We start from the raw sequence: 17,490 nt of genomic DNA, 5'->3' as shown, positions 1-17,490 counted from the left end.
GATGCGGTCAGTTGCGATGCAGCTGCATCGTCGCGCGGTCGAGTTCGCCCTTGACGACCATCGGCATCACGGCGAGCGCGCGTTCGATCGACGCGTCGATCACGTCCTGTTCCTCGCGGCGCGGCGGTTTCAGCACGAAGTTCGCGACATCGGGCTTCGCGCCGGCGCGCGCGCTTTCCGGAATCAGGTCGCGCGGATGGCCGATGCCGATCCGCAGCCGCCAGTACTGCTGCGACGACAGGTGTGCGGTGATGTCCTTCAGGCCGTTGTGGCCGCCGCTGCCGCCGCCGAGCTTCAGCTTCACGGTGCCGGGCGGCAGGTCGAGCTCGTCGTGCGCGACGAGGATCTGGTCGGGCAGGATCTTGAAGAATTGCGCGAGCGCGACGACCGACTGGCCGGAACGGTTCATGTAGGTTTGCGGCTCGAGCAGATGGACTTCTTCGCCGTGCAGGCGCGCTTTTGCGTAGAAGCCATGGAAGCGGCGCTCGTCGCGCAGCGTCGTGCCGGCTTCGCGGGCGAGCTGGTCGATCAGCCAGAAGCCGGCGTTGTGGCGCGTCGCGGTGTATTCCGCCCCGGGATTGCCGAGGCCGACGATCAGTTTGATCATGACGTTTCGAAGGCGGCAACGGCCGCCTGGCGCAGAAAAAGAAAAACCCGCCGGGCAAGCCGCGGCGGGTTGCGTCGACCGTTTCGTGAAACGGATCGATGGGGCGCGTTGGCAGCCCGCTTAGGCAGCCGGCGTTTCGCCTTCTGCTGCGTCCGACACGGCACCAGCCGGGACCGTCGCCGATGCGACAACCGGGTTTTCCGCGTCGATGTGTGCGACCAGCGCGACGCCCTTCGGCAGCGTGATGTCCTTCGCGTGCAGCGATTGACCGGCTTCGATCTTCGACAGGTCGACTTCGAGGAACTCCGGCAGGTCAGCCGGCAGGCACTCGATTTCGATTTCCGTCGCGACGTGCGAAACGATCGCGCTCGACAGCTTCACGGCCGGGCTGATTTCAGCGTTCAGGAAGTGCAGCGGAGCCTTCGTGTGCAGCTTCTTCTTCGCGTCAACGCGTTGGAAGTCCACGTGCAGCACCAGTTGCTTGAACGGGTGGTATTGCACGTCGCGCAGCAGAACCTGTTGCGACTGGCCAGCCACTTCGAGGTCGAGGATCGACGAGTGGAAAGCTTCCTTCTTCAGGGCGTGCCACAGGGCGTTGTGATCGAGTTCGATCTTTTGCGGGGCTGCTTCGCCACCGTAAACGATACCCGTGGTCTTACCAGCGTTGCGCAGGCGGCGGCTCGCACCCGTACCTTGCTCTTGGCGCTCGAAAGCGACGACTTTCATGTGATTCTCCAATAGCTGCCCGCGACCAGGCAGTAAAACGGGGCCGTCAGACTGCGGCCCCCGATGAAACGGCCGGGGTTTCGTCTATCCCGTCCGATTGTGCAAAAAGCGAAGCGTTGCCGCTTCGCTTTCTGCGCATGCTTTGTTCAGTCGATTCGCGATCAGGATTCCGCGAACAGCGACATCACCGAGTCGCCGCGGCGGATCCGCGAGAACGTTTCGGCCAGCAGGCTCGCGCTCGTCAGCGAACGGATCTTCGAGCAGCCGAGCGATTCGGCGGACAGCGGGATCGTGTCGGTGACAACCAGCTCGTCGAGCGCCGATGCGGCGATGCGATCAGCTGCGCCACCCGACAGCACCGGGTGCGTCGCGTACGCGAAGACCTGCTTCGCGCCGCGCTCTTTCAGCACTTGCGCGGCCTTGCAGAGCGTGCCTGCCGTATCGACCATGTCGTCCATGATCACGCAGGTGCGGCCTTCGACTTCACCGATGATGTTCATCACTTCGGAGACGTTCGCCTTCGGGCGACGCTTGTCGATGATCGCGAGATCGCAGTTGAGCTGCTTCGCGAGTGCCCGGGCACGCACCACGCCGCCGACGTCCGGCGACACGACGAGCAGATCCGGGTAGTTCTGCTTGCGCAGGTCACCCAGCAGGATCGGCGTTGCGTAGATGTTGTCGACCGGGATGTCGAAGAAGCCTTGAATCTGGTCGGCGTGCAGATCCATCGTGATGATCCGCTCGACGCCGGCGATTTCCAGCATGTTCGCGACGACCTTCGCCGAGATCGCGACGCGCGCCGAACGCGGGCGGCGATCCTGACGGGCGTAACCGAAGTAGGGGATGGCTGCAGTGATCCGGCCGGCGGATGCGCGCTTGAGCGCATCGACCATGATCATCAGTTCCATCAGGTTGTCGTTCGCCGGTGCGCACGTGGATTGCAGGACGAAGACGTCCTTGCCACGCACGTTTTCCTGGATCTCGACCTGGATCTCGCCGTCGGAGAAACGGCTGACCATTGCTTTGCCGAGGGGAATTCCAAGGATATTGACGACTTCCTGGGCGAGCGCGGGATTCGCGTTGCCAGTAAAAACCATCAGGCCGTCATGGCTGCTCATCGTGCACCTGCTTCGGGCTTAGGCGGGAAATGCGGGAAAATTTTTGGCAGGGGAGGAAGGACTCGAACCCTCGCATGCCGGAATCAAAATCCGGTGCCTTGACCAACTTGGCGACTCCCCTACACTCAACTGATAACTTCACCGAACTTGTGTAGGCCGTTCGGCAAAGTAAAACTTCATGACGCGAAAGCGAAGAGCGGATGCTCGTTCAGGCTCTCGGCAACTGCACCGTTCCAACCGGTGGGCAGCTTGGCTTGCGCCGCTTCTGCCTCATGCTTGCTGCGAAACGCTGCAAACACGCTTGCTCCGGAGCCGGTCATCCTCGCGGGGGTCACATCATACAACCATTTGACCACCTGCGCAACTTCCGCGTACTTACTTGTCACAACTTGCTGCATATCGTTCCGACCGAAACTATCTGGCCATCCCGCGTCGCTGCTTTGCTGTGCAAGAAAGTCCGTAATTGTGACGCGCTTCGAATCTCTTGTCAACAACTCATCTGAAAATATTTCAGCGGTTGGGACATGAACGCGGGGCGTTACAACCAAGAACCAGCGAGTCGGCAATTGTACCTCAGCTAATTCTTCTCCGATACCCTCTGCGAACGCATTTTTTCCAAAAATAAAAAACGGGACGTCTGCGCCGAGTTTTACCGCGAGCGACTGGAGCTCGGCGCGCGGCAGGTCGAGTTGCCACAGGCGGTTCAGCGCGAGCAGCGTCGTCGCCGCGTCGGAGCTGCCGCCGCCGAGGCCGGCCCCCATCGGCAGGCACTTGTCGATCTCGATGTCGACACCGTGTGCGGTGCCCGTATGCGCTTTCAGCAGGTTGGCTGCGCGCACGACGAGATCGCTTTCCTCGGGCACGCCGGGCACGTCGGTTACGCGTGCGACGCGGCCGTCGTCGCGCAGCGTGAAGTGCAGCGTGTCGCCCCAGTTCAGCAACTGGAACACGCTCTGCAGATCGTGATAGCCGTTCGGACGGCGGCCGGTGATGTGCAGGAACAGGTTGAGTTTCGCGGGCGCAAGGCAGTTGCGCAGCGAGCGGGTCGAATCGGTCATGCGTATGTCTGGGCTGGGCGGGTGCTCACTGATCGAGCACGAGCTTGATGTCGAGCGGCGGTGTCGCGCGCACGAGGTTGACGCGTTTGACGCCCGTGGCCGGGGCATCCGCGTAGGCAAGGTAGTCGATCGTCCAGCCGTCCTGGCGGATCTGCTTGACGCGCGTACCGTCGGCCGGATCGCGCACCGTCTGCGCAGGCGTGGCGGGCGCGGCTGTCGGCAGCAGCCAGTAGCGCAGGCCCGCGAGCGGCAGTTCGAAGCCGAGCGTTTTCTGCATCAGGTCGCCGACGTCGGGCGCATATTGGGTCGGGCGGTTCGGCAATTCGAGCGACGCTGCGCGCGGCGTCGACTTCACGACCGCGAGCGTCTGGCCGAGCGGGCTGCGCAGCTCGAGCGACACGTCGTCGCCGTGCTCCTGCCAGTCGAAGTTGCCGTACACGTTCTGCGGATTGCCGAGACGGTCGTCGTACCGCACCGCGAAGCGGCCATGGTAAGCGTGCGTCGCGGCGGTCTGCAGCGCCGCGCCGGTCGGCGCGCTGGCCGACGGCGGCGTGCTCGCGCAGCCCGCGAGCACGAGCGCCGCGCCGGCTGCAGCCAGCGTGCGCTGCGCGCGGAAGGACAGGGAAAACGTCGGGAACATCTGCATCAGAGACCGTTGATCTGGAGGCGTTTCAGCGTCTGCACGAGCGTTTCGTTGTCCGGCTCGAGCTTCTGCGCGTCACGCCATGCGGAACGCGCATCGTCCTGCGCGCCGCTCTTCCACAGCACTTCGCCGAGATGCGCGCCGATCTCGGCGTTCGGCTGCAGTTCGTACGCGCGCCGCAGCACCTTCGCCGCGCCGGCCGTATCGCCCATCCGGTACTTCACCCAGCCGAGGCTGTCCATGATGTACGCGTCGTTCGGCGCGAGCGTCATCGCCTTGTCGATCAGCTTGCTGGCTTCGGGGAGCCGCTGGTTGCGGTCGGCGAGCGAATAGCCGAGTGCGTTGTATGCCTGCGGATTGTCGGGCTGCGTGCGGATCAGCTCGCGCAGCTGCTTTTCCATCGTCGTGTAGTGGCCGGTCTTTTCGGCCGCCATCGCGTAGTCGTAGCGCAGGTCGGGATCGTCGGGGAAGTCCTGGACCGCCTGCCCGAGCCGTGCCTCGGCCTCCGGATAGCGCTTCGCGGTGAACAGGATCGACGCGTCGGTGCGTGCGACCACGGCCGCATCGCGCGGATCCGTGATCGGCAGGTCGTCGAGCACCTTGCGCGCCTCGTCGGTCTTGCCCTGTTTCTGCAGCAGCTGCGCGCGCGTGATCTGCGCGGGGAGGTAGTGCTGGCTCGTCTGGTCGACCTTGTCGAGCCATTGCGACGCCTGCGCGTCGTTGTTCTGGTCGATCGCGATCTGCGCGAGGTAGATGTAGCCCTGCCCGACGTCGAGGTTCGGCTGCTTGTCACCGAGCTGGACGTACTGCTTCAGGAAGACCGTCGCTTCGTCGAGCTTCTTCTGCTGGATCTTGATCAGCGCGAGCGCCATCAGCGGCGTCGGATCCTTCGCGTCGAGCTTGCGCATCGTCTCGAACTGCTTCTGCGCGTCGTCGAGGCGATCGTCGGCGAGATAGAGCTGCGACAGCGCGAGCCGCGCATCGCGCGACTTCGGATTCTGCTGAACATACTTCTCGAACGACACGATGCCCGCCGCGCGTTCCGCCGGCCCCATCTGCGACAGCATCAAAGCTGCCGGCAGGTAGTCGGGGCGGAGCTGCAGCGCCTGCTTCAGCGATTGCGCGGCGCCGTCCTTGTCGTCGACCGCGAGCTGCTGGCGCGCGATCGCGAGCTGGGCTTCGGGCCGGTTCAGGTCGTTCTTCAGCATGTCCTTCAGCACCGCGAGGCCGCCGACGCGGTCGGAGCCGCGCACGAGCAGCGCCTGCAGCGCGAGGATCGCCGGGCCGCGCGTCTCGCCGGTCGCCCGGGCCAGCTCGCGCGCGAGCATCGGCTGCGCGTCGGCCGGCTTGCCGGCGAGCACCAGCAGCGCGGCATCGACCTGCGATGCGCGATTCGAATCGGGTGCGTACTGGCGCCACAGGTTCGCGGCGGACAGCGCGTCGGCCGGGCTCTGCGCGCCGAGTGCGATCTCGGTCGCGCGCTGCGCCATGCGCGGATCGCGCGTGTCGCGGGCGAGCGCGAGGTAGGTCTGGTAGGCCGGCGCGGGCTGGTTACGCTGCAGCGCGACCTCGGCGGCGAGCACCTGGTAGACGATCTGGCTCGTCAGCGGAACACCGGGGAGATCCTTTTTCTCGTCCGGCATCACATGCTCGAACGCGCCCTGCGACTCCGCGTCGTCCGATGCCGGATCCTGCGCGTGGGCCGGGAAGGCGGTGAGGGTCCAGGCGGCAAACAGCGCGGCGCCGAGTGCACGGCGGACCGGGAAGGCGCGCGCGCCGCGCACGGCGGCGGGGCGCTTCTGAAGCAGCTTCGAGGGCAGAGTCATGGAAATCCGTTCGATGTTTCAACCGATTGTAACGCGCTCGCTACAATACACGCACGATCGTGAATCCAGTCTCAGACCCGCAAACAATGCCAGAGTTGCCAGAAGTCGAAGTCACGCGCCGGGGCATCGAGCCCTTTGTCGCAGGCCGCCGCGTCGAGCGTGTCGACGTCCGTACCGAGATGCTGCGCTGGCCCGTGCCGGCCGGGCTTGCCGAGCAGTTGCGCGCGCGCGAGGTGCTCGCCGTCGAGCGCCGCGGCAAGTATCTGCTGTTCGAGGTCGACGCGGGCTGGTTCATCGTCCACCTCGGCATGACGGGCACGCTGCGCGTGCTGCCCGCGGCCGGCGTGCCGGTCGCCGCGAAGCACGACCACATCGACTGGATCTTCGACGAATTCGTGCTGCGGTTCCGCGATCCGCGCCGCTTCGGCGCGGTGCTGTGGCACCCGCGCGAAGCGGGCGACGTGCATGCGCATCCGCTCCTCGCGAGCCTCGGCGTCGAGCCGTTCTCGCCGGCGTTCACCGGCGCGCTGCTGCACGCACGCACGCGCGGGCGGACCGTGTCGGTCAAGCAGGCGCTGCTCGCGGGCGACATGGTCGTCGGCGTCGGCAACATCTACGCGTCGGAGAGCCTGTTTCGCGCCGGCATCCGGCCGACGACGGCCGCCGGTAAGGTGTCGCTGCCGCGCTACGAGCGGCTGGCCGACGCAGTGCGCGCGACGCTGGCCGACGCGATCGAGCGCGGCGGCAGCACATTGCGCGATTTTGTCGGCAGCAACGGCGAAAGCGGCTATTTCCAGCTCGACTGCTTCGTCTACGACCGCGCGGGCCAGCCATGCCGCGTATGCAACACGCCGATCCGCCAGATCGTGCAGGGTCAGCGGTCGACCTATTACTGCCCGACCTGCCAGCGTTGAAACCTTTTTCCACGATTAGATAACTTGAAGCCGCCCCGCATCGCCCCCGCTCCGTTCCCCGTCACGCCGCTGCATCGCTCGTTCGCCACGCGCCTGGTCGCGTGGCAGCGCGAGCATGGCCGCCACGACCTGCCGTGGCAAAACACCCGTGATCCGTACCGGATCTGGCTGTCGGAAATCATGCTGCAGCAGACGCAGGTCTCGACCGTCATCCCGTATTACACGCGCTTTCTCGAACGCTACCCCGACGTCGCCGCGCTCGCGGCCGCGCCGACCGACGACGTGATGGCGCTGTGGGCGGGGCTCGGCTACTACTCGCGCGCGCGCAACCTGCATCGCTGCGCGCAGGTCGTCGTCGCCGAGCACGGCGGGGCATTTCCGGCGACGCCTGACGCGCTGGCCGAACTGCCGGGCATCGGTCGTTCGACGGCCGCGGCGATCGCGTCGTTCGCGTACGGCGCGCGCGCGACGATCCTCGACGGCAACGTGAAGCGCGTGCTTGCGCGGGTGTTCGGCGTCGAAGGCTTCCCGGGGGAGAAGCGCGTCGAGAACGACATGTGGGCGCTCGCCGAGTCGCTGTTGCCCGACGCCGCGAACGCGGCCGACGTGAGTGCGTATACGCAGGGTCTGATGGATCTCGGCGCGACGCTGTGCGTGCGCGGCAAGCCCGATTGCGCACGCTGCCCGTTCGCGGGCGACTGCGTCGCGCAATCGACGGGCCGCCAGCGCGAACTGCCGGCCGCGCGGCCGAAGAAGGCCGTGCCGACCCGCAAGACCTGGATGCTCGTGCTGCGTGACGGTGACGCCGTGCTGCTTGAGCGGCGGCCGCCGACCGGCATCTGGGGCGGGCTGTGGAGCCTGCCGCAAGCGGACGGCGACGCCGCGCTCGCGGAGCTCGCGCGTGGCTTCGGCGGCGGCGGCACGGTGCCGCTCGCGCCGCTCACACACACGTTCACGCATTTCCGGCTCGAGATCGAGCCGCGGCTGAGCGACATGGCCGACGGTGGCGGCCTGCCTTCGGGCGCGCGGGACGCGGACACCGCCTGGGTGCCGCTGAGCCGGCTCGACGCGTATGGCGTGCCGGCGCCCGTGCGCAAGCTGCTCGATGCGCTGAGCGGGCCGCTGCTGTAACGGAGGGGAGGGGCGCGGCGCATGCCGCGTTTTCAGGGAAACGTCGGACGCCCGTGGCTTTTCGTCCCGACGGAAGTCCCCCGAGGTGGCTTGGCGCGAAGTGGCGGTTCGGGGCGCGGCGGAAAACGCCGGCCCGCCTTTTCGCCTGGAAGAAAGCCCCTCGTGGGATGCCATCTTCCGCCCAGTTCGGGCAAAGCGACAGGTCCCGCGCTCGCTATAACCAGCCGTGCCGGTCCAGCACGTGGTGCACGGCGTCGATGCGCGCGCCGACGTCCGGAAACTCCATCAGCTTCTGCCGCGCGCGCAGGTCGAGCGGCAGCAGTTCCGCGAGCCGGTTCGACACCCAGCTCGGATCGTCGAGGCGGAACGGCTCGACGAACGGCATTTTCTCGGGATCGGACTTCTTCAGCGCGTCGATGATGCGCTCGAGCACCTCGGCGCACGAGCCGAACTGCGCGAGCGACTGCTCGCCTTCGAGCGGGATGTCGTCGGGCAGCGGCTCCGCGATGCCGACCAGCAGCCCGTTGCCTTCGACGCGATACGACAGCAGCTCGAAACGCTGCGTGCCGACCGCCTGCAGGTACAGCATGCCGAATTCACCGGTATCGCACTCGGTGATGCGCGCCATGCAGCCGATGGTCTCGGGTACCGACACGGCGCCGTCCTGCGCGACTTCCGGCCCGCTCTTCAGCAGGCACACGCCGAACGGTGCGTCGTCGCGCAGGCACGCGCGGGCCATGTCGAGATAGCGCGCCTCGAACACCTTGAGCGGGAGCAGGCCCCCCGGAAACAGCACCGTATGCAGCGGAAACAGCGGCAGGTCGATCAGGGTGGTCGATAGGGAGGACATGGGGCGCGCGGGCGTTGGGGCGGGCGTCGCTAGGGTCGGTCGACCTCGGAGACGAGCCGCGACGACGCGTCGACATCCACTGGCGCGTCACGATGCCGCACGATCACGTTCGCGTCGTGCGCAAGGCGCGCGGCGAGCGTTTCCGCGATGAACACCGACCGATGCTGCCCGCCCGTGCAGCCGATGGCGACGGTCAGGTAGCTGCGGTTGTCATCGCGGAAGTGCGGCAGCCATTTCATCAGGAACGCATGGATGTCGTCGATCATCTGGTGGACGATCGGCAGTGCGTCGAGAAAGGCGATGACCGGCTGGTCGAGCCCGGTGAGCGGGCGCAACTGGTGGTCGTAGTACGGATTCGGCAGCGCGCGCACGTCGAACATCAGGTCGGCGTCGAGCGGCACGCCGCGCTTGAAGCCGAACGATTCGAACATCACCATCAGGTCGTTGTTCTTCTGCTCGATGAAGCGCTTGACCCACGTCCGCAGCGCGTTCGCGCGCAGCGTGCTGGTGTCGATCTGGTGGCCGAATTCGGCGAGCGGCGCGACGAGGTGGCGTTCGCGCTCGATCGCCTCCTCGAGCGACGACAGCAGGCCGACGTCCGCATCGTGCGACAGCGAGCCGGACAGCGGATGGCGGCGGCGCGTCTCGGAGAAGCGCTGGATCAGCGCCTGGGTGCTCGCATTGAGGAACAGCACGCGCACGTCGTGCTCGCGCGACAGATCGCGGATCAGGCCGGGCATTTCGTCGAGCGACGCGCTCGAGCGCGCGTCGATCGCGACCGCGAGCCGGCGCTTGCCATCCTCGGCGAGGTAGCGGGCGAGTTCGGGGAGCACGTGCGGCGGCAGGTTGTCGACGCAGTAATAGCCTGCGTCTTCGAGCGCGTTCAGCGCGACGGACTTGCCTGAGCCGGAAATGCCGGTGATGAGGACGATGCGCATGGGAAGCAGAGAATCCTGACGTTTCATCATAGCACCGGCTCGACGCGTCGGCGTTGCGTGGCCGGCGCGTGCGGGTTACACCAGTTTGCCGGGGAACTGACTGTCGGGATCTTGCATCGCGAGTCGTTGCCGATCCATGAAATCGCGCAATGTGTCGATTCCGCGCAACTGCAGGATCGTGTTCCGGACGGCCGCCTCGACGAGCACCGCGAGGTTGCGGCCGGCCGCAACCTGGATCGTGACCTTGCTGATCGGCAGGCCGAGCACGTCGACGGTCTGGCTTTCGAGCGGCAGGCGCTGGAATTCGCCGTCGGGGCGCCGCACGAGCTGGACGATCAGCTTCAACTTCATTTTCCGCCGCACGGCGGTCTCGCCGAAGATCGTCTTGATGTCGAGCAGGCCGAGGCCGCGCACTTCGAGCAGGTTCTGCAGCAGCGGCGGGCAGCGCCCTTCGACGAAATCGGGGCCAAGTCGGACGAAATCGACCGCGTCGTCGGCGACGAGGCCGTGGCCGCGGCTGATCAGCTCGAGGCCGAGTTCGCTCTTGCCGAGGCCCGAATCGCCGGTCAGCAGCACACCCATCCCGAGGATGTCGATGAACACGCCGTGCAGCGTCGCGCGCGGTGCGAGGATGCGCGACATGTAGAGCCGCAGGCTGTCGATCACCGCGGCGGCCGACATCGGCGTGGTGAACAACGGGGTCGACGAGCGCGTACAGCGCAGCACGAGTTCGGGCGGCGCCGCGGCACCGCCGGCGACGACGAGGAACGGCGGTTCGAGCGCGATCAGCTCGGCCATGTGGCGCGAGCGGTCTTCGTCGGTTTGCCGCTGGTAGTAGTCGATTTCGGCTTCGCCGAGCACCTGGATCCGGTTCGGGTGGATCAGGTTCAGGTGGCCGACGAGGTCGGCGCTCGAGGTTGCATTGCCGACGGTGTCGGCCGAAAAGCCGCGCTCCCAGCCTTCATGCCCCGTCAGCCAGCTCAGTTTCAGCGTGGCCGCGTTGTCGTCGAAGATGCTCTGGGCGTTGATGCTGGACGTATCCATGACTCTCGTCACTCCAATGGGCCGGTGCGTGCGCGCGGCGACGGACGTCGCCATGCCGGGCCGGCGCCGGGCGGCCCTGAACGGCGGCGTGTGCCGCCGCGTACGGGAAAATATTCCGCCCGGATCAACTCAAGGTTGCCACTGAGTGAGCAGGCGATGCAACTCGGCGATATCCGTTTCGTTGTGCAGACGCTCGCGCGCGTCGCGATCGGACAGCAGTTGCGCGATTTCCGACAGGATCTCGAGGTGCTGCTGGGTGGCTTGCTCGGGCACGAGCAGGAAGATCAGGAGGCCGACCGGCTGGCCGTCGGGGGCTTCGAACGGGATCGCATCGGCGAGCCGGACGAACGCGGCGAGCGGGTGCTTGAGGCCCTTGATGCGGCCGTGCGGAATCGCGACACCTTCGCCGAGCCCGGTCGAACCGAGGCGCTCGCGCGCGAACAGGTTGTCCGTGACGGTGCTGCGGCCGATGCCGTTCTGATTCTCGAACATCAGCCCGGCTTGTTCGAAGACGCGTTTCTTGCTGGTGACCGAGAGGTCGATGACGACGTTCTCTATGGGCAGGATTTTGGCTAGGCGATTCATGTTGGCAGGCGATTGGGCGGCCTGGGGTCTCCTTGCGGCGGCGGACTGATTTTCCATGTTCGGCGATATCAAGGCATGTGGCATGGCAACGTGCAACGCAGCTACCGCATCCAACACCCCCGGCGATAACCGGAACATTATAGAGCACAGCCGCGTGCATGGCGCAGCACGGACGGACCGGTTGCACCTGCGCGCCGAGTGGCAAAAAAAACGCCCGGCGAACCGGGCGGCGTGCGTGTTGCGGTGACGATTACTGCGGCGGCAGTTCGATCTGGTCGATCGACGGTTGCAGCTTGATCGGGTCGTGCGCGTGCGTTTGCAGGCGCTCCATGTGCTTGACGACCTGGCGATCCAGCTTGTCGATCAGCAGATCGATCGCTGCATACAGGTTACCGTTCGCGCTTTCGACGAAGATGTCCTTGCCCTTCAGGTGCAGGTTGATTTCCGCGCGCTGCTGCTTGTCCTTTTCCTTGTGGTTGTCGACCGAGAGGATCACAGTGCCATCGATCACCTGATCGCTATGCCGTAGCACCCGGTCCAGCTTGGTGATCACGTATTCGCGAATTGCAGGCGTGACTTCGAGATGATGTCCACTGATCTTCAGGTTCATAGTGCTTCTCCAAGCGAGTGACCACCCGGCCGCATCGAGGCGGCGCTCCGGTCGACTTGCCCGTGCCGCACGAAGGCGGCGTATCGTGGACAGGTCGCCCGGCCTGTTCCCCGTGTGCGCGGTGGTCGGGACACGCCTGCCGCCGGGCAGGCAGCAGGCTTAAAGAGACTTGCGCAGATTCACTGCCGGGATCTTGAGGGCTTCGCGATATTTCGCAACCGTGCGGCGCGCGACCACGAAACCCTGTTCTGCCAGCAGCTCGGCAATGCGGCTGTCCGAAAGTGGCGATTTTGGGTCTTCAGCTCCTATCAGTTGCTTGATGAGGGCTCGGATGGCTGTCGACGAAGCGGCGCCTCCGGTGTCGGTCGAGACGTGAGATCCGAAGAAGTACTTAAATTCAAGCGTCCCGAACGGGGTCAGCATGTACTTCCCGGTTGTCACACGGCTGACAGTCGACTCGTGTAGGCCCAGCGTATCAGCTATTTCCCGCAAAACCAAGGGGCGCATGGCAATTTCACCGTGCGCAAAGAAGTTCTTTTGACGCTCGACAATGGCCTGCGCGACACGCAGGATCGTGTCGAAACGCTGCTGGATGTTCTTGATCAGCCAGCGTGCTTCCTGGAGCTGCTGCTTGAGCGAACCGGCCGCCGGATCGCCGCGGCTGTTGCGCAGGATGTTCGCGTAGAGGCTGTTGATCCGCAGGCGCGGCATGACCTCCGGATTGAGCTCCGCGAGCCATCCCTGGCCGGCCTTCTTCACGATGATGTCGGGCACGACGTAGTCGGCCTCGGCCTTGCCGTACGCGGCGCCGGGGAACGGCTCCAGCGAGCGGATCAGCGTGTGCGCGTCGCGCAGCGCGTCGTCGCTCGCCTTCAGGTGCTTGCGCAGCCGCGTGAAGTCGCGGGCGGCGAGCAGTTCGAGATGCTGCGACACGATCTCGAGTGCGAGCGTGCGTGTCGGGGACGGATCGAGGCGCAGCAACTGCAGCTTCAGGCATTCGGATGCCGAACGGGCACCGACCCCGGCCGGATCGAAGCTGTGCAGCAGTGCGAGCGCCGCGTTCAGTTCGTCGCAGTCGATCTCCAGCTCGGGCGGCAGGTCGGCGAGTACTTCATCGAGCGTGGCGGTCAGGTAGCCGTCGTCGTCGAGCGATTCGATCAGGAACATGACGAGCGCGCGATCGCGCGGGCCGGCCTGCGTGACGCGCAACTGCGCGGACAGGTGGTCGCGCAGCGACGTCGCCGCTTCCTGCACCTGCAGCGGCGGGAGGTCGTCGTCGTCGGATGCGCCGCTCGAGCGGCCGTATTCGTCGAGGTTCCACTGCGGGCCGTCGTTGCCGTCGCCGGATGCATAACCGTCGTATTCGTCCGCGCCGGCCGGCTCGTCGCGCTCGGCACGATCGCTCGACGAACTGCTGCCGTTGGTCGCAGCGGGCTCGGTGTTCTGTGCGGGAGGCGTCTGCGCGATCAACGATCCGTCCGCAGCGACACGCAGCGGGCTCGCGATCCATTCGTCGTCGTTCTCGAGCAGCGGGTTCTGTGCGACGGCCATCGCGACTTCCTGCTGCAATTCGAGCGTCGACAACTGCAGGAGCCGGATCGACTGCTGTAGCTGGGGCGTCAGCGCCAGATGTTGCGACAGGCGGAGTTGAAGGCTGGCTTTCATGGCAAGGAGGGAGTCATACCGGCAGTTTGCCACGACCCAGGCGCGTTGAGCCATCCGCGATTACGCGCGGCGCGCCGCCCGGCCGCGGGCATGGCCGCGAAGCGGGGCGCGGCCCCGCGCGGCGACGCCGGGCGGGGTGCAGCCAGCCACGAGGAGGAGTTACATCCGGAAGTGTTCGCCGAGGTACACGCGGCGTACGCTTTCGTTTTCGATGATTTCGCTCGGCGCACCGGCGGCGAGCACCGAGCCGTCGCTGATGATGTAGGCGTGGTCGCAGATGCCGAGCGTTTCGCGGACGTTGTGATCGGTAATCAGCACGCCGATGTTGCGCTGTTTCAGGAACTTGACGATCTTCTGGATCTCAAGCACCGCGATCGGGTCGACGCCGGCGAACGGTTCGTCGAGCAGGATGAAGTTCGGGTTGGTGGCCAGCGCGCGCGCGATTTCGACCCGGCGCCGCTCGCCGCCCGACAGCGACAGCGCGGGGTTCTCGCGCAGGTGGCCGATCTGCAGCTCGTCGAGCAGTGCTTCGGCGCGCGACGAGATCGCGTCCTTCGACAGCCGCTTGCCGTCTTCGCCGTGCTGCAGTTCGAGCACCGCGCGGATGTTCTCCTCGACGGTCAGCTTGCGGAACACGGACGCTTCCTGCGGCAGGTACGACAGGCCGAGCGACGCACGCTTGTGGATCGGCAGCAAGCTGATCGAGCTGCCGTTCAGCGAGATCTCGCCCGCATCGAGCGGCACCAGGCCGACGATCATGTAGAACGACGTGGTCTTGCCGGCGCCGTTCGGGCCGAGCAGGCCGACGACTTCGCCGCTCTTCACGTCGAGCGACACGTCCTTGACGACCGTGCGCGAGCCGTAGCGCTTCTTCAGGTTGCGAACGACGAGCGAGCTCGTCGTGCCGGCCGGCTGGCGGTTCGGTAGCGCGTTCATTGGCCCGGCGCCCCCTGGATCGTGGTCGACGGCGACAGCTTTGCCGGTGCGCCGTTCAGCGGCGCGGGGCCGCCGTTCTTCGGCGACAGCATCGCGCGCACGCGGCCGTTCGGGTTGCCCGGCGCGGCGACGTCCTTGCCGCCCTTCGCGGTGTAGAAGTCGCGCTGACCGTCGTACGTGATCACGCTGCCGTGCACGGTATCGGCGATGGTCGACGTACCCTGCAGTCGGCGCACGGTCGCGGCGGTGGTCAGCGTGGTCAGGTCCTGCTTGCCGTCGTAGTCGATGCGCTCGGCGTCGCCGTCGATGTACTCGTCGAGGCCTTCGCGCTTCTGGCGGAACGTCGCGTGCTTCTTGCCGCTGCCGAACGAAGTGGCGTACTGATAGCCTTCCGGGTCCTGGCGCACTTCGACGCGATCGCCCTTGATGATGATCGTGCCCTTCGTGATCACGACGTTGCCGGTTGCGACCGTGACCTGCTTCAGGTCGTCATAGGTCAGGTTGTCGGCCTCGACGTTGATCGGCTTGCTTTGGTCGGCCTTCTCGGCATGGGCGAGCGGCGCCAGCCCGATGAGCGGGAGCGCCACGAGCGTCGCGGCAAGCGCGGCGCGGACGGCGCGCGCAGCGCCGCCGGAAATCTGTCGAGGGAACGATTCGTTCATGCAGTCACGTGAGGGATGCGTCACTTGGGTTGACCTTTCGAGCCGCCGGACGTGTCCTGCGCGGCGATCGTGCCGCGCACGTTGCCGTAAAGCTCGATGACCCGGGTGACGTTGTTGTACTTCATGCCGTCGGTCGCGTTGACGAGCGACAGGCCGCGCTGAAGTTTAACCGGCTTTTCGGTCTGGATCACATCGTCATTGACGAAGATCCGGAAATGCTGGGAATCAGCCTGCATCTGCGGATCGCCGCCACCGGCCGCGCGCAGGATGCGCGCGTCGTCGTACAAGTCGACGATCGACACGTCGCCGTTGACGGTGCCGCGCTTCGAGGTGGTCGTCACGACCGGCTTGCCGGGCTGGAACGCGCGCATGGCCGGAGCGGTCAGGTCGCTGTCTTCGGTGTCTTCGTAATGGATCAGCTTCGCGGCCGTCAGCCGGTACTGGGTCGAGCCGGACTGGTCGAGCTCGGTGACCGAGAAGTTGTCCGCGAAATAGTCGGGCGTATGGCGCTTCGGCTGCACGGTGCCCTCGCCGGGCGGCGGCAGCGTGGCCTGCAGCAGCCACCAGGTGACGCCCGCGAGCGCGGCGACCGCGGCGAGCGGCAGCAACTGGGTCCAGCGGAAATGCGTGTTCATCCGTCAGGCTCCGCAGGCAGCCGCGAGCAGCGCGTCGTAGCGGCGCTGCGCGCGCAGGATCGCGTCGCAGACTTCGCGGACGGCGCCGTGGCCGCCGCGGGCCTCGGCCACCCAGTGCGCGCGGGCGATCACCTCGGGGTGCGCGTTCGCGGGCGCAGTCGCGAAGCCGCAGCGCAGCATCACGGGCAGGTCGGGCCAGTCGTCGCCCATGTAGCCGCACTGGTCGGCGGTGAGGCCGAGCGAGGCGATCAGGTCGGCAAACACGGTGAGCTTGTTCTCGACGCCCTGGAACAGGTGCGCGATCTTCATTTCCTTCGCGCGCGCCGCGACGATCTCCGAGCGGCGGCCCGTGATGATCGCGGTCGCGACGCCGGCTTCGCCGAGCAGCTTCACGCCGTGACCGTCGAGCGAATTGAACGACTTCATCGCGTCGCCGGCCGCGGTAAACAGCAGGCCGCCGTCGGTCAGCACACCGTCGACGTCGAAAATCATCAGCTTCACGCGGCTCGCGCGTTCGGCCGCAGTCAGCGCTGCGCTCATCAGATCACCTTCTTCGAAAACAGGTCGTGCATGTTCAGCGCGCCGATCAGCACGCCGTCGGCATCGACCACCAGCATCTGGTTGATCCGGTGGCGCTCCATCAGTTCCACGGCCTCGACCGCGAGGTGATCCGGTGCAACCGTGCGCGGGTCGCGCGTCATCACGTCGGTGATCGACAGCGTGCGGAAGTCGCCGTCGCGCGCGAGCACGCGGCGCAGGTCGCCATCGGTGAAGATGCCCGCGACCTTGCCGCCGGCGTCGACCACGGCGGTCATGCCGAGGCGCTTCGCGGTGATCTGGAACAGGGCGTCCGACAGCGTCGCGTCGAGCCCGACGGACGGGACGTCGTCGCCCGAGCGCATCACGTCGCGCACGTAGGTGAGCAGGCGCCGGCCGAGCGCGCCGCCCGGGTGCGAGCGCGCGAAATCTTCCGAGCCGAAGCCGCGCGCGTCGAGCACCGCCACGGCGAGCGCGTCGCCGAGCGCGAGCGCGGCGGTCGTGCTCGCGGTGGGCGCGAGGTTCATCGGGCAGGCCTCTTTCGAGACCGCGGCGTTCAGGTTCACGTCGGCGAGCGTGCCGAGGCTCGATTCCGCGCGGCCCGTGATCGCGATCAGCTTCGCGCCGATCCGCTTCACGAGCGGCAGGATCGCGACGAGTTCCTCGGATTCGCCGGAATAGGAGATGCCGATGAAGACGTCGTCGGAGGTGACCATCCCGAGGTCGCCGTGGCTGGCCTCGGCCGGGTGGACGAAGAAGGCAGGCGTACCGGTGCTGGCCAGCGTGGCCGCGATCTTGCGGGCGATATGCCCCGATTTGCCGATACCGGACACCACCACGCGGCCGCGGCAGCCGAGCAGCAGCGCGACGGCCTGGACGAAGCCGCCGTCGAGCTGGTCGCGCAGCGCGCGCACGGCGTCCGCCTCGATGTCGAGCACGTCGCGGGCGAGCGCGAGCGCCCGGTCATCATTGATTTTCGCTATCATGCGCGGAGTATAGCAAAGG

The 17,490-nt window shown here is 66.4% G+C and carries 19 protein-coding genes and 1 tRNA gene; 2 read left to right on the top strand and 18 right to left on the bottom strand.

The window, feature by feature from the left end; genetic code table 11:
• Positions 1-7 precede the first annotated feature (7 nt).
• The 7 genes from pth to F3J15_RS23140 all read right to left on the bottom strand — a co-directional run bounded on the left by pth (position 8) and on the right by F3J15_RS23140 (position 5,978).
• Entirely contained in the window at positions 8-607 is a 600-nt protein-coding gene (gene pth, locus F3J15_RS23170; protein ID WP_006477776.1) for an aminoacyl-tRNA hydrolase, read from the bottom strand.
• 120 nt (positions 608-727) lie between these two features.
• Positions 728-1,333, bottom strand: coding sequence for a 50S ribosomal protein L25/general stress protein Ctc (locus tag F3J15_RS23165; protein ID WP_085042200.1), 606 nt, complete (start codon positions 1,331-1,333; stop codon positions 728-730).
• Positions 1,334-1,494: 161 nt separating this feature from the next.
• Complete coding sequence (locus F3J15_RS23160) at positions 1,495-2,451, bottom strand: ribose-phosphate pyrophosphokinase (RefSeq protein WP_069248896.1); 957 nt, start codon at positions 2,449-2,451, stop codon at positions 1,495-1,497.
• A 44-nt stretch (positions 2,452-2,495) separates the two neighbouring features.
• Positions 2,496-2,572: transfer RNA gene (locus tag F3J15_RS23155), tRNA-Gln, on the bottom strand.
• 55 nt (positions 2,573-2,627) lie between these two features.
• Positions 2,628-3,509 (bottom strand): 4-(cytidine 5'-diphospho)-2-C-methyl-D-erythritol kinase, encoded by an 882-nt coding sequence (ispE, locus tag F3J15_RS23150; protein ID WP_069248895.1) that lies wholly within the window; start codon positions 3,507-3,509, stop codon positions 2,628-2,630.
• Positions 3,510-3,534: 25 nt separating this feature from the next.
• On the bottom strand, positions 3,535-4,155 hold the full coding sequence (lolB, locus tag F3J15_RS23145; RefSeq protein ID WP_089426356.1) for a lipoprotein insertase outer membrane protein LolB: 621 nt from the start codon (positions 4,153-4,155) through the stop codon (positions 3,535-3,537).
• On the bottom strand, positions 4,155-5,978 hold the full coding sequence (locus tag F3J15_RS23140; protein ID WP_166894275.1) for a tetratricopeptide repeat protein: 1,824 nt from the start codon (positions 5,976-5,978) through the stop codon (positions 4,155-4,157). Before F3J15_RS23140 ends, lolB begins: the two co-directional genes overlap by 1 nt.
• 86 nt (positions 5,979-6,064) lie before the next feature.
• Between F3J15_RS23140 and mutM the strand changes: the two genes are divergently transcribed.
• Both mutM and mutY read left to right on the top strand, forming a co-directional pair.
• Positions 6,065-6,892 carry a bifunctional DNA-formamidopyrimidine glycosylase/DNA-(apurinic or apyrimidinic site) lyase gene (gene mutM, locus F3J15_RS23135; RefSeq protein ID WP_069248892.1) on the top strand — a complete coding sequence of 276 codons (828 nt, stop codon included), beginning with the start codon at positions 6,065-6,067 and terminating at the stop codon, positions 6,890-6,892.
• 24 nt (positions 6,893-6,916) lie between these two features.
• Entirely contained in the window at positions 6,917-8,023 is a 1,107-nt protein-coding gene (mutY, locus tag F3J15_RS23130) for an A/G-specific adenine glycosylase (RefSeq protein WP_069248891.1), read from the top strand.
• 214 nt (positions 8,024-8,237) lie between these two features.
• On the opposite strand, the gene F3J15_RS23125 is transcribed toward mutY, so the two are convergent.
• From F3J15_RS23125 to kdsD, 11 genes are all read right to left on the bottom strand, one after another.
• Positions 8,238-8,873, bottom strand: coding sequence for an LON peptidase substrate-binding domain-containing protein (locus F3J15_RS23125; protein ID WP_089484603.1), 636 nt, complete (start codon positions 8,871-8,873; stop codon positions 8,238-8,240).
• Positions 8,874-8,902: 29 nt separating this feature from the next.
• Entirely contained in the window at positions 8,903-9,811 is a 909-nt protein-coding gene (rapZ, locus tag F3J15_RS23120; RefSeq protein ID WP_069248889.1) for an RNase adapter RapZ, read from the bottom strand.
• A gap of 75 nt (positions 9,812-9,886) precedes the next feature.
• Positions 9,887-10,855, bottom strand: a complete 969-nt coding sequence (gene hprK, locus F3J15_RS23115; RefSeq protein ID WP_011353227.1) for an HPr(Ser) kinase/phosphatase — start codon at positions 10,853-10,855, stop codon at positions 9,887-9,889.
• A 129-nt stretch (positions 10,856-10,984) separates the two neighbouring features.
• Positions 10,985-11,524 carry a PTS sugar transporter subunit IIA gene (locus F3J15_RS23110; protein WP_011546240.1) on the bottom strand — a complete coding sequence of 180 codons (540 nt, stop codon included), beginning with the start codon at positions 11,522-11,524 and terminating at the stop codon, positions 10,985-10,987.
• 166 nt (positions 11,525-11,690) lie between these two features.
• Positions 11,691-12,050, bottom strand: coding sequence for a ribosome-associated translation inhibitor RaiA (gene raiA / locus F3J15_RS23105; RefSeq protein WP_006477786.1), 360 nt, complete (start codon positions 12,048-12,050; stop codon positions 11,691-11,693).
• Between the two features lie 159 nt (positions 12,051-12,209).
• A complete protein-coding gene (locus F3J15_RS23100) occupies positions 12,210-13,715 on the bottom strand; it encodes an RNA polymerase factor sigma-54 (protein ID WP_089446442.1) in 1,506 nt (501 codons plus the stop codon).
• 159 nt (positions 13,716-13,874) lie between these two features.
• On the bottom strand, positions 13,875-14,651 hold the full coding sequence (gene lptB / locus F3J15_RS23095; protein WP_011353224.1) for an LPS export ABC transporter ATP-binding protein: 777 nt from the start codon (positions 14,649-14,651) through the stop codon (positions 13,875-13,877).
• Positions 14,648-15,313 (bottom strand): lipopolysaccharide transport periplasmic protein LptA, encoded by a 666-nt coding sequence (gene lptA, locus F3J15_RS23090; protein WP_069248887.1) that lies wholly within the window; start codon positions 15,311-15,313, stop codon positions 14,648-14,650. The genes lptB and lptA overlap by 4 nt, the downstream gene beginning before the upstream one ends.
• Before the next feature lie 20 nt (positions 15,314-15,333).
• Complete coding sequence (gene lptC, locus F3J15_RS23085; RefSeq protein WP_069248886.1) at positions 15,334-15,948, bottom strand: LPS export ABC transporter periplasmic protein LptC; 615 nt, start codon at positions 15,946-15,948, stop codon at positions 15,334-15,336.
• 3 nt (positions 15,949-15,951) lie between these two features.
• Entirely contained in the window at positions 15,952-16,488 is a 537-nt protein-coding gene (locus F3J15_RS23080; RefSeq protein ID WP_166894273.1) for an HAD family hydrolase, read from the bottom strand.
• Positions 16,488-17,471 carry an arabinose 5-phosphate isomerase KdsD gene (kdsD, locus tag F3J15_RS23075; protein WP_166894271.1) on the bottom strand — a complete coding sequence of 328 codons (984 nt, stop codon included), beginning with the start codon at positions 17,469-17,471 and terminating at the stop codon, positions 16,488-16,490. Before kdsD ends, F3J15_RS23080 begins: the two co-directional genes overlap by 1 nt.
• Positions 17,472-17,490: the final 19 nt, after the last annotated feature.

This window comes from Burkholderia sp. Ap-955 (assembly GCF_011753045.1).
Lineage (GTDB): Bacteria > Pseudomonadota > Gammaproteobacteria > Burkholderiales > Burkholderiaceae > Burkholderia > Burkholderia lata_D.
The sequence above is the reverse complement of the archived record's forward strand: the minus strand, read 5'-3'. Positions and strand labels throughout refer to the sequence as shown.

Bases quoted from the DNA above. Each gene is read 5' to 3' on its own strand.
- pth (WP_006477776.1), bottom strand. From the start codon at position 607: ATGATCAAACTGATCGTCGGCCTCGGCAATCCCGGGGCGGAATACACC.
- ispE (WP_069248895.1), bottom strand. From the start codon at position 3,509: ATGACCGATTCGACCCGCTCGCTGCGCAACTGCCTTGCGCCCGCGAAA.
- F3J15_RS23140 (WP_166894275.1), bottom strand. From the start codon at position 5,978: ATGACTCTGCCCTCGAAGCTGCTTCAGAAGCGCCCCGCCGCCGTGCGC.
- rapZ (WP_069248889.1), bottom strand. From the start codon at position 9,811: ATGCGCATCGTCCTCATCACCGGCATTTCCGGCTCAGGCAAGTCCGTC.
- mutM (WP_069248892.1), top strand. From the start codon at position 6,065: ATGCCAGAGTTGCCAGAAGTCGAAGTCACGCGCCGGGGCATCGAGCCC.
- raiA (WP_006477786.1), bottom strand. From the start codon at position 12,050: ATGAACCTGAAGATCAGTGGACATCATCTCGAAGTCACGCCTGCAATT.
- F3J15_RS23125 (WP_089484603.1), bottom strand. From the start codon at position 8,873: ATGTCCTCCCTATCGACCACCCTGATCGACCTGCCGCTGTTTCCGCTG.
- kdsD (WP_166894271.1), bottom strand. From the start codon at position 17,471: ATGATAGCGAAAATCAATGATGACCGGGCGCTCGCGCTCGCCCGCGAC.
- F3J15_RS23160 (WP_069248896.1), bottom strand. From the start codon at position 2,451: ATGAGCAGCCATGACGGCCTGATGGTTTTTACTGGCAACGCGAATCCC.
- lptA (WP_069248887.1), bottom strand. From the start codon at position 15,313: ATGAACGAATCGTTCCCTCGACAGATTTCCGGCGGCGCTGCGCGCGCC.
- F3J15_RS23165 (WP_085042200.1), bottom strand. From the start codon at position 1,333: ATGAAAGTCGTCGCTTTCGAGCGCCAAGAGCAAGGTACGGGTGCGAGC.
- lptC (WP_069248886.1), bottom strand. From the start codon at position 15,948: ATGAACACGCATTTCCGCTGGACCCAGTTGCTGCCGCTCGCCGCGGTC.
- F3J15_RS23110 (WP_011546240.1), bottom strand. From the start codon at position 11,524: ATGCCACATGCCTTGATATCGCCGAACATGGAAAATCAGTCCGCCGCC.
- lolB (WP_089426356.1), bottom strand. From the start codon at position 4,155: ATGCAGATGTTCCCGACGTTTTCCCTGTCCTTCCGCGCGCAGCGCACG.
- hprK (WP_011353227.1), bottom strand. From the start codon at position 10,855: ATGGATACGTCCAGCATCAACGCCCAGAGCATCTTCGACGACAACGCG.
- F3J15_RS23080 (WP_166894273.1), bottom strand. From the start codon at position 16,488: ATGAGCGCAGCGCTGACTGCGGCCGAACGCGCGAGCCGCGTGAAGCTG.
- lptB (WP_011353224.1), bottom strand. From the start codon at position 14,651: ATGAACGCGCTACCGAACCGCCAGCCGGCCGGCACGACGAGCTCGCTC.
- F3J15_RS23100 (WP_089446442.1), bottom strand. From the start codon at position 13,715: ATGAAAGCCAGCCTTCAACTCCGCCTGTCGCAACATCTGGCGCTGACG.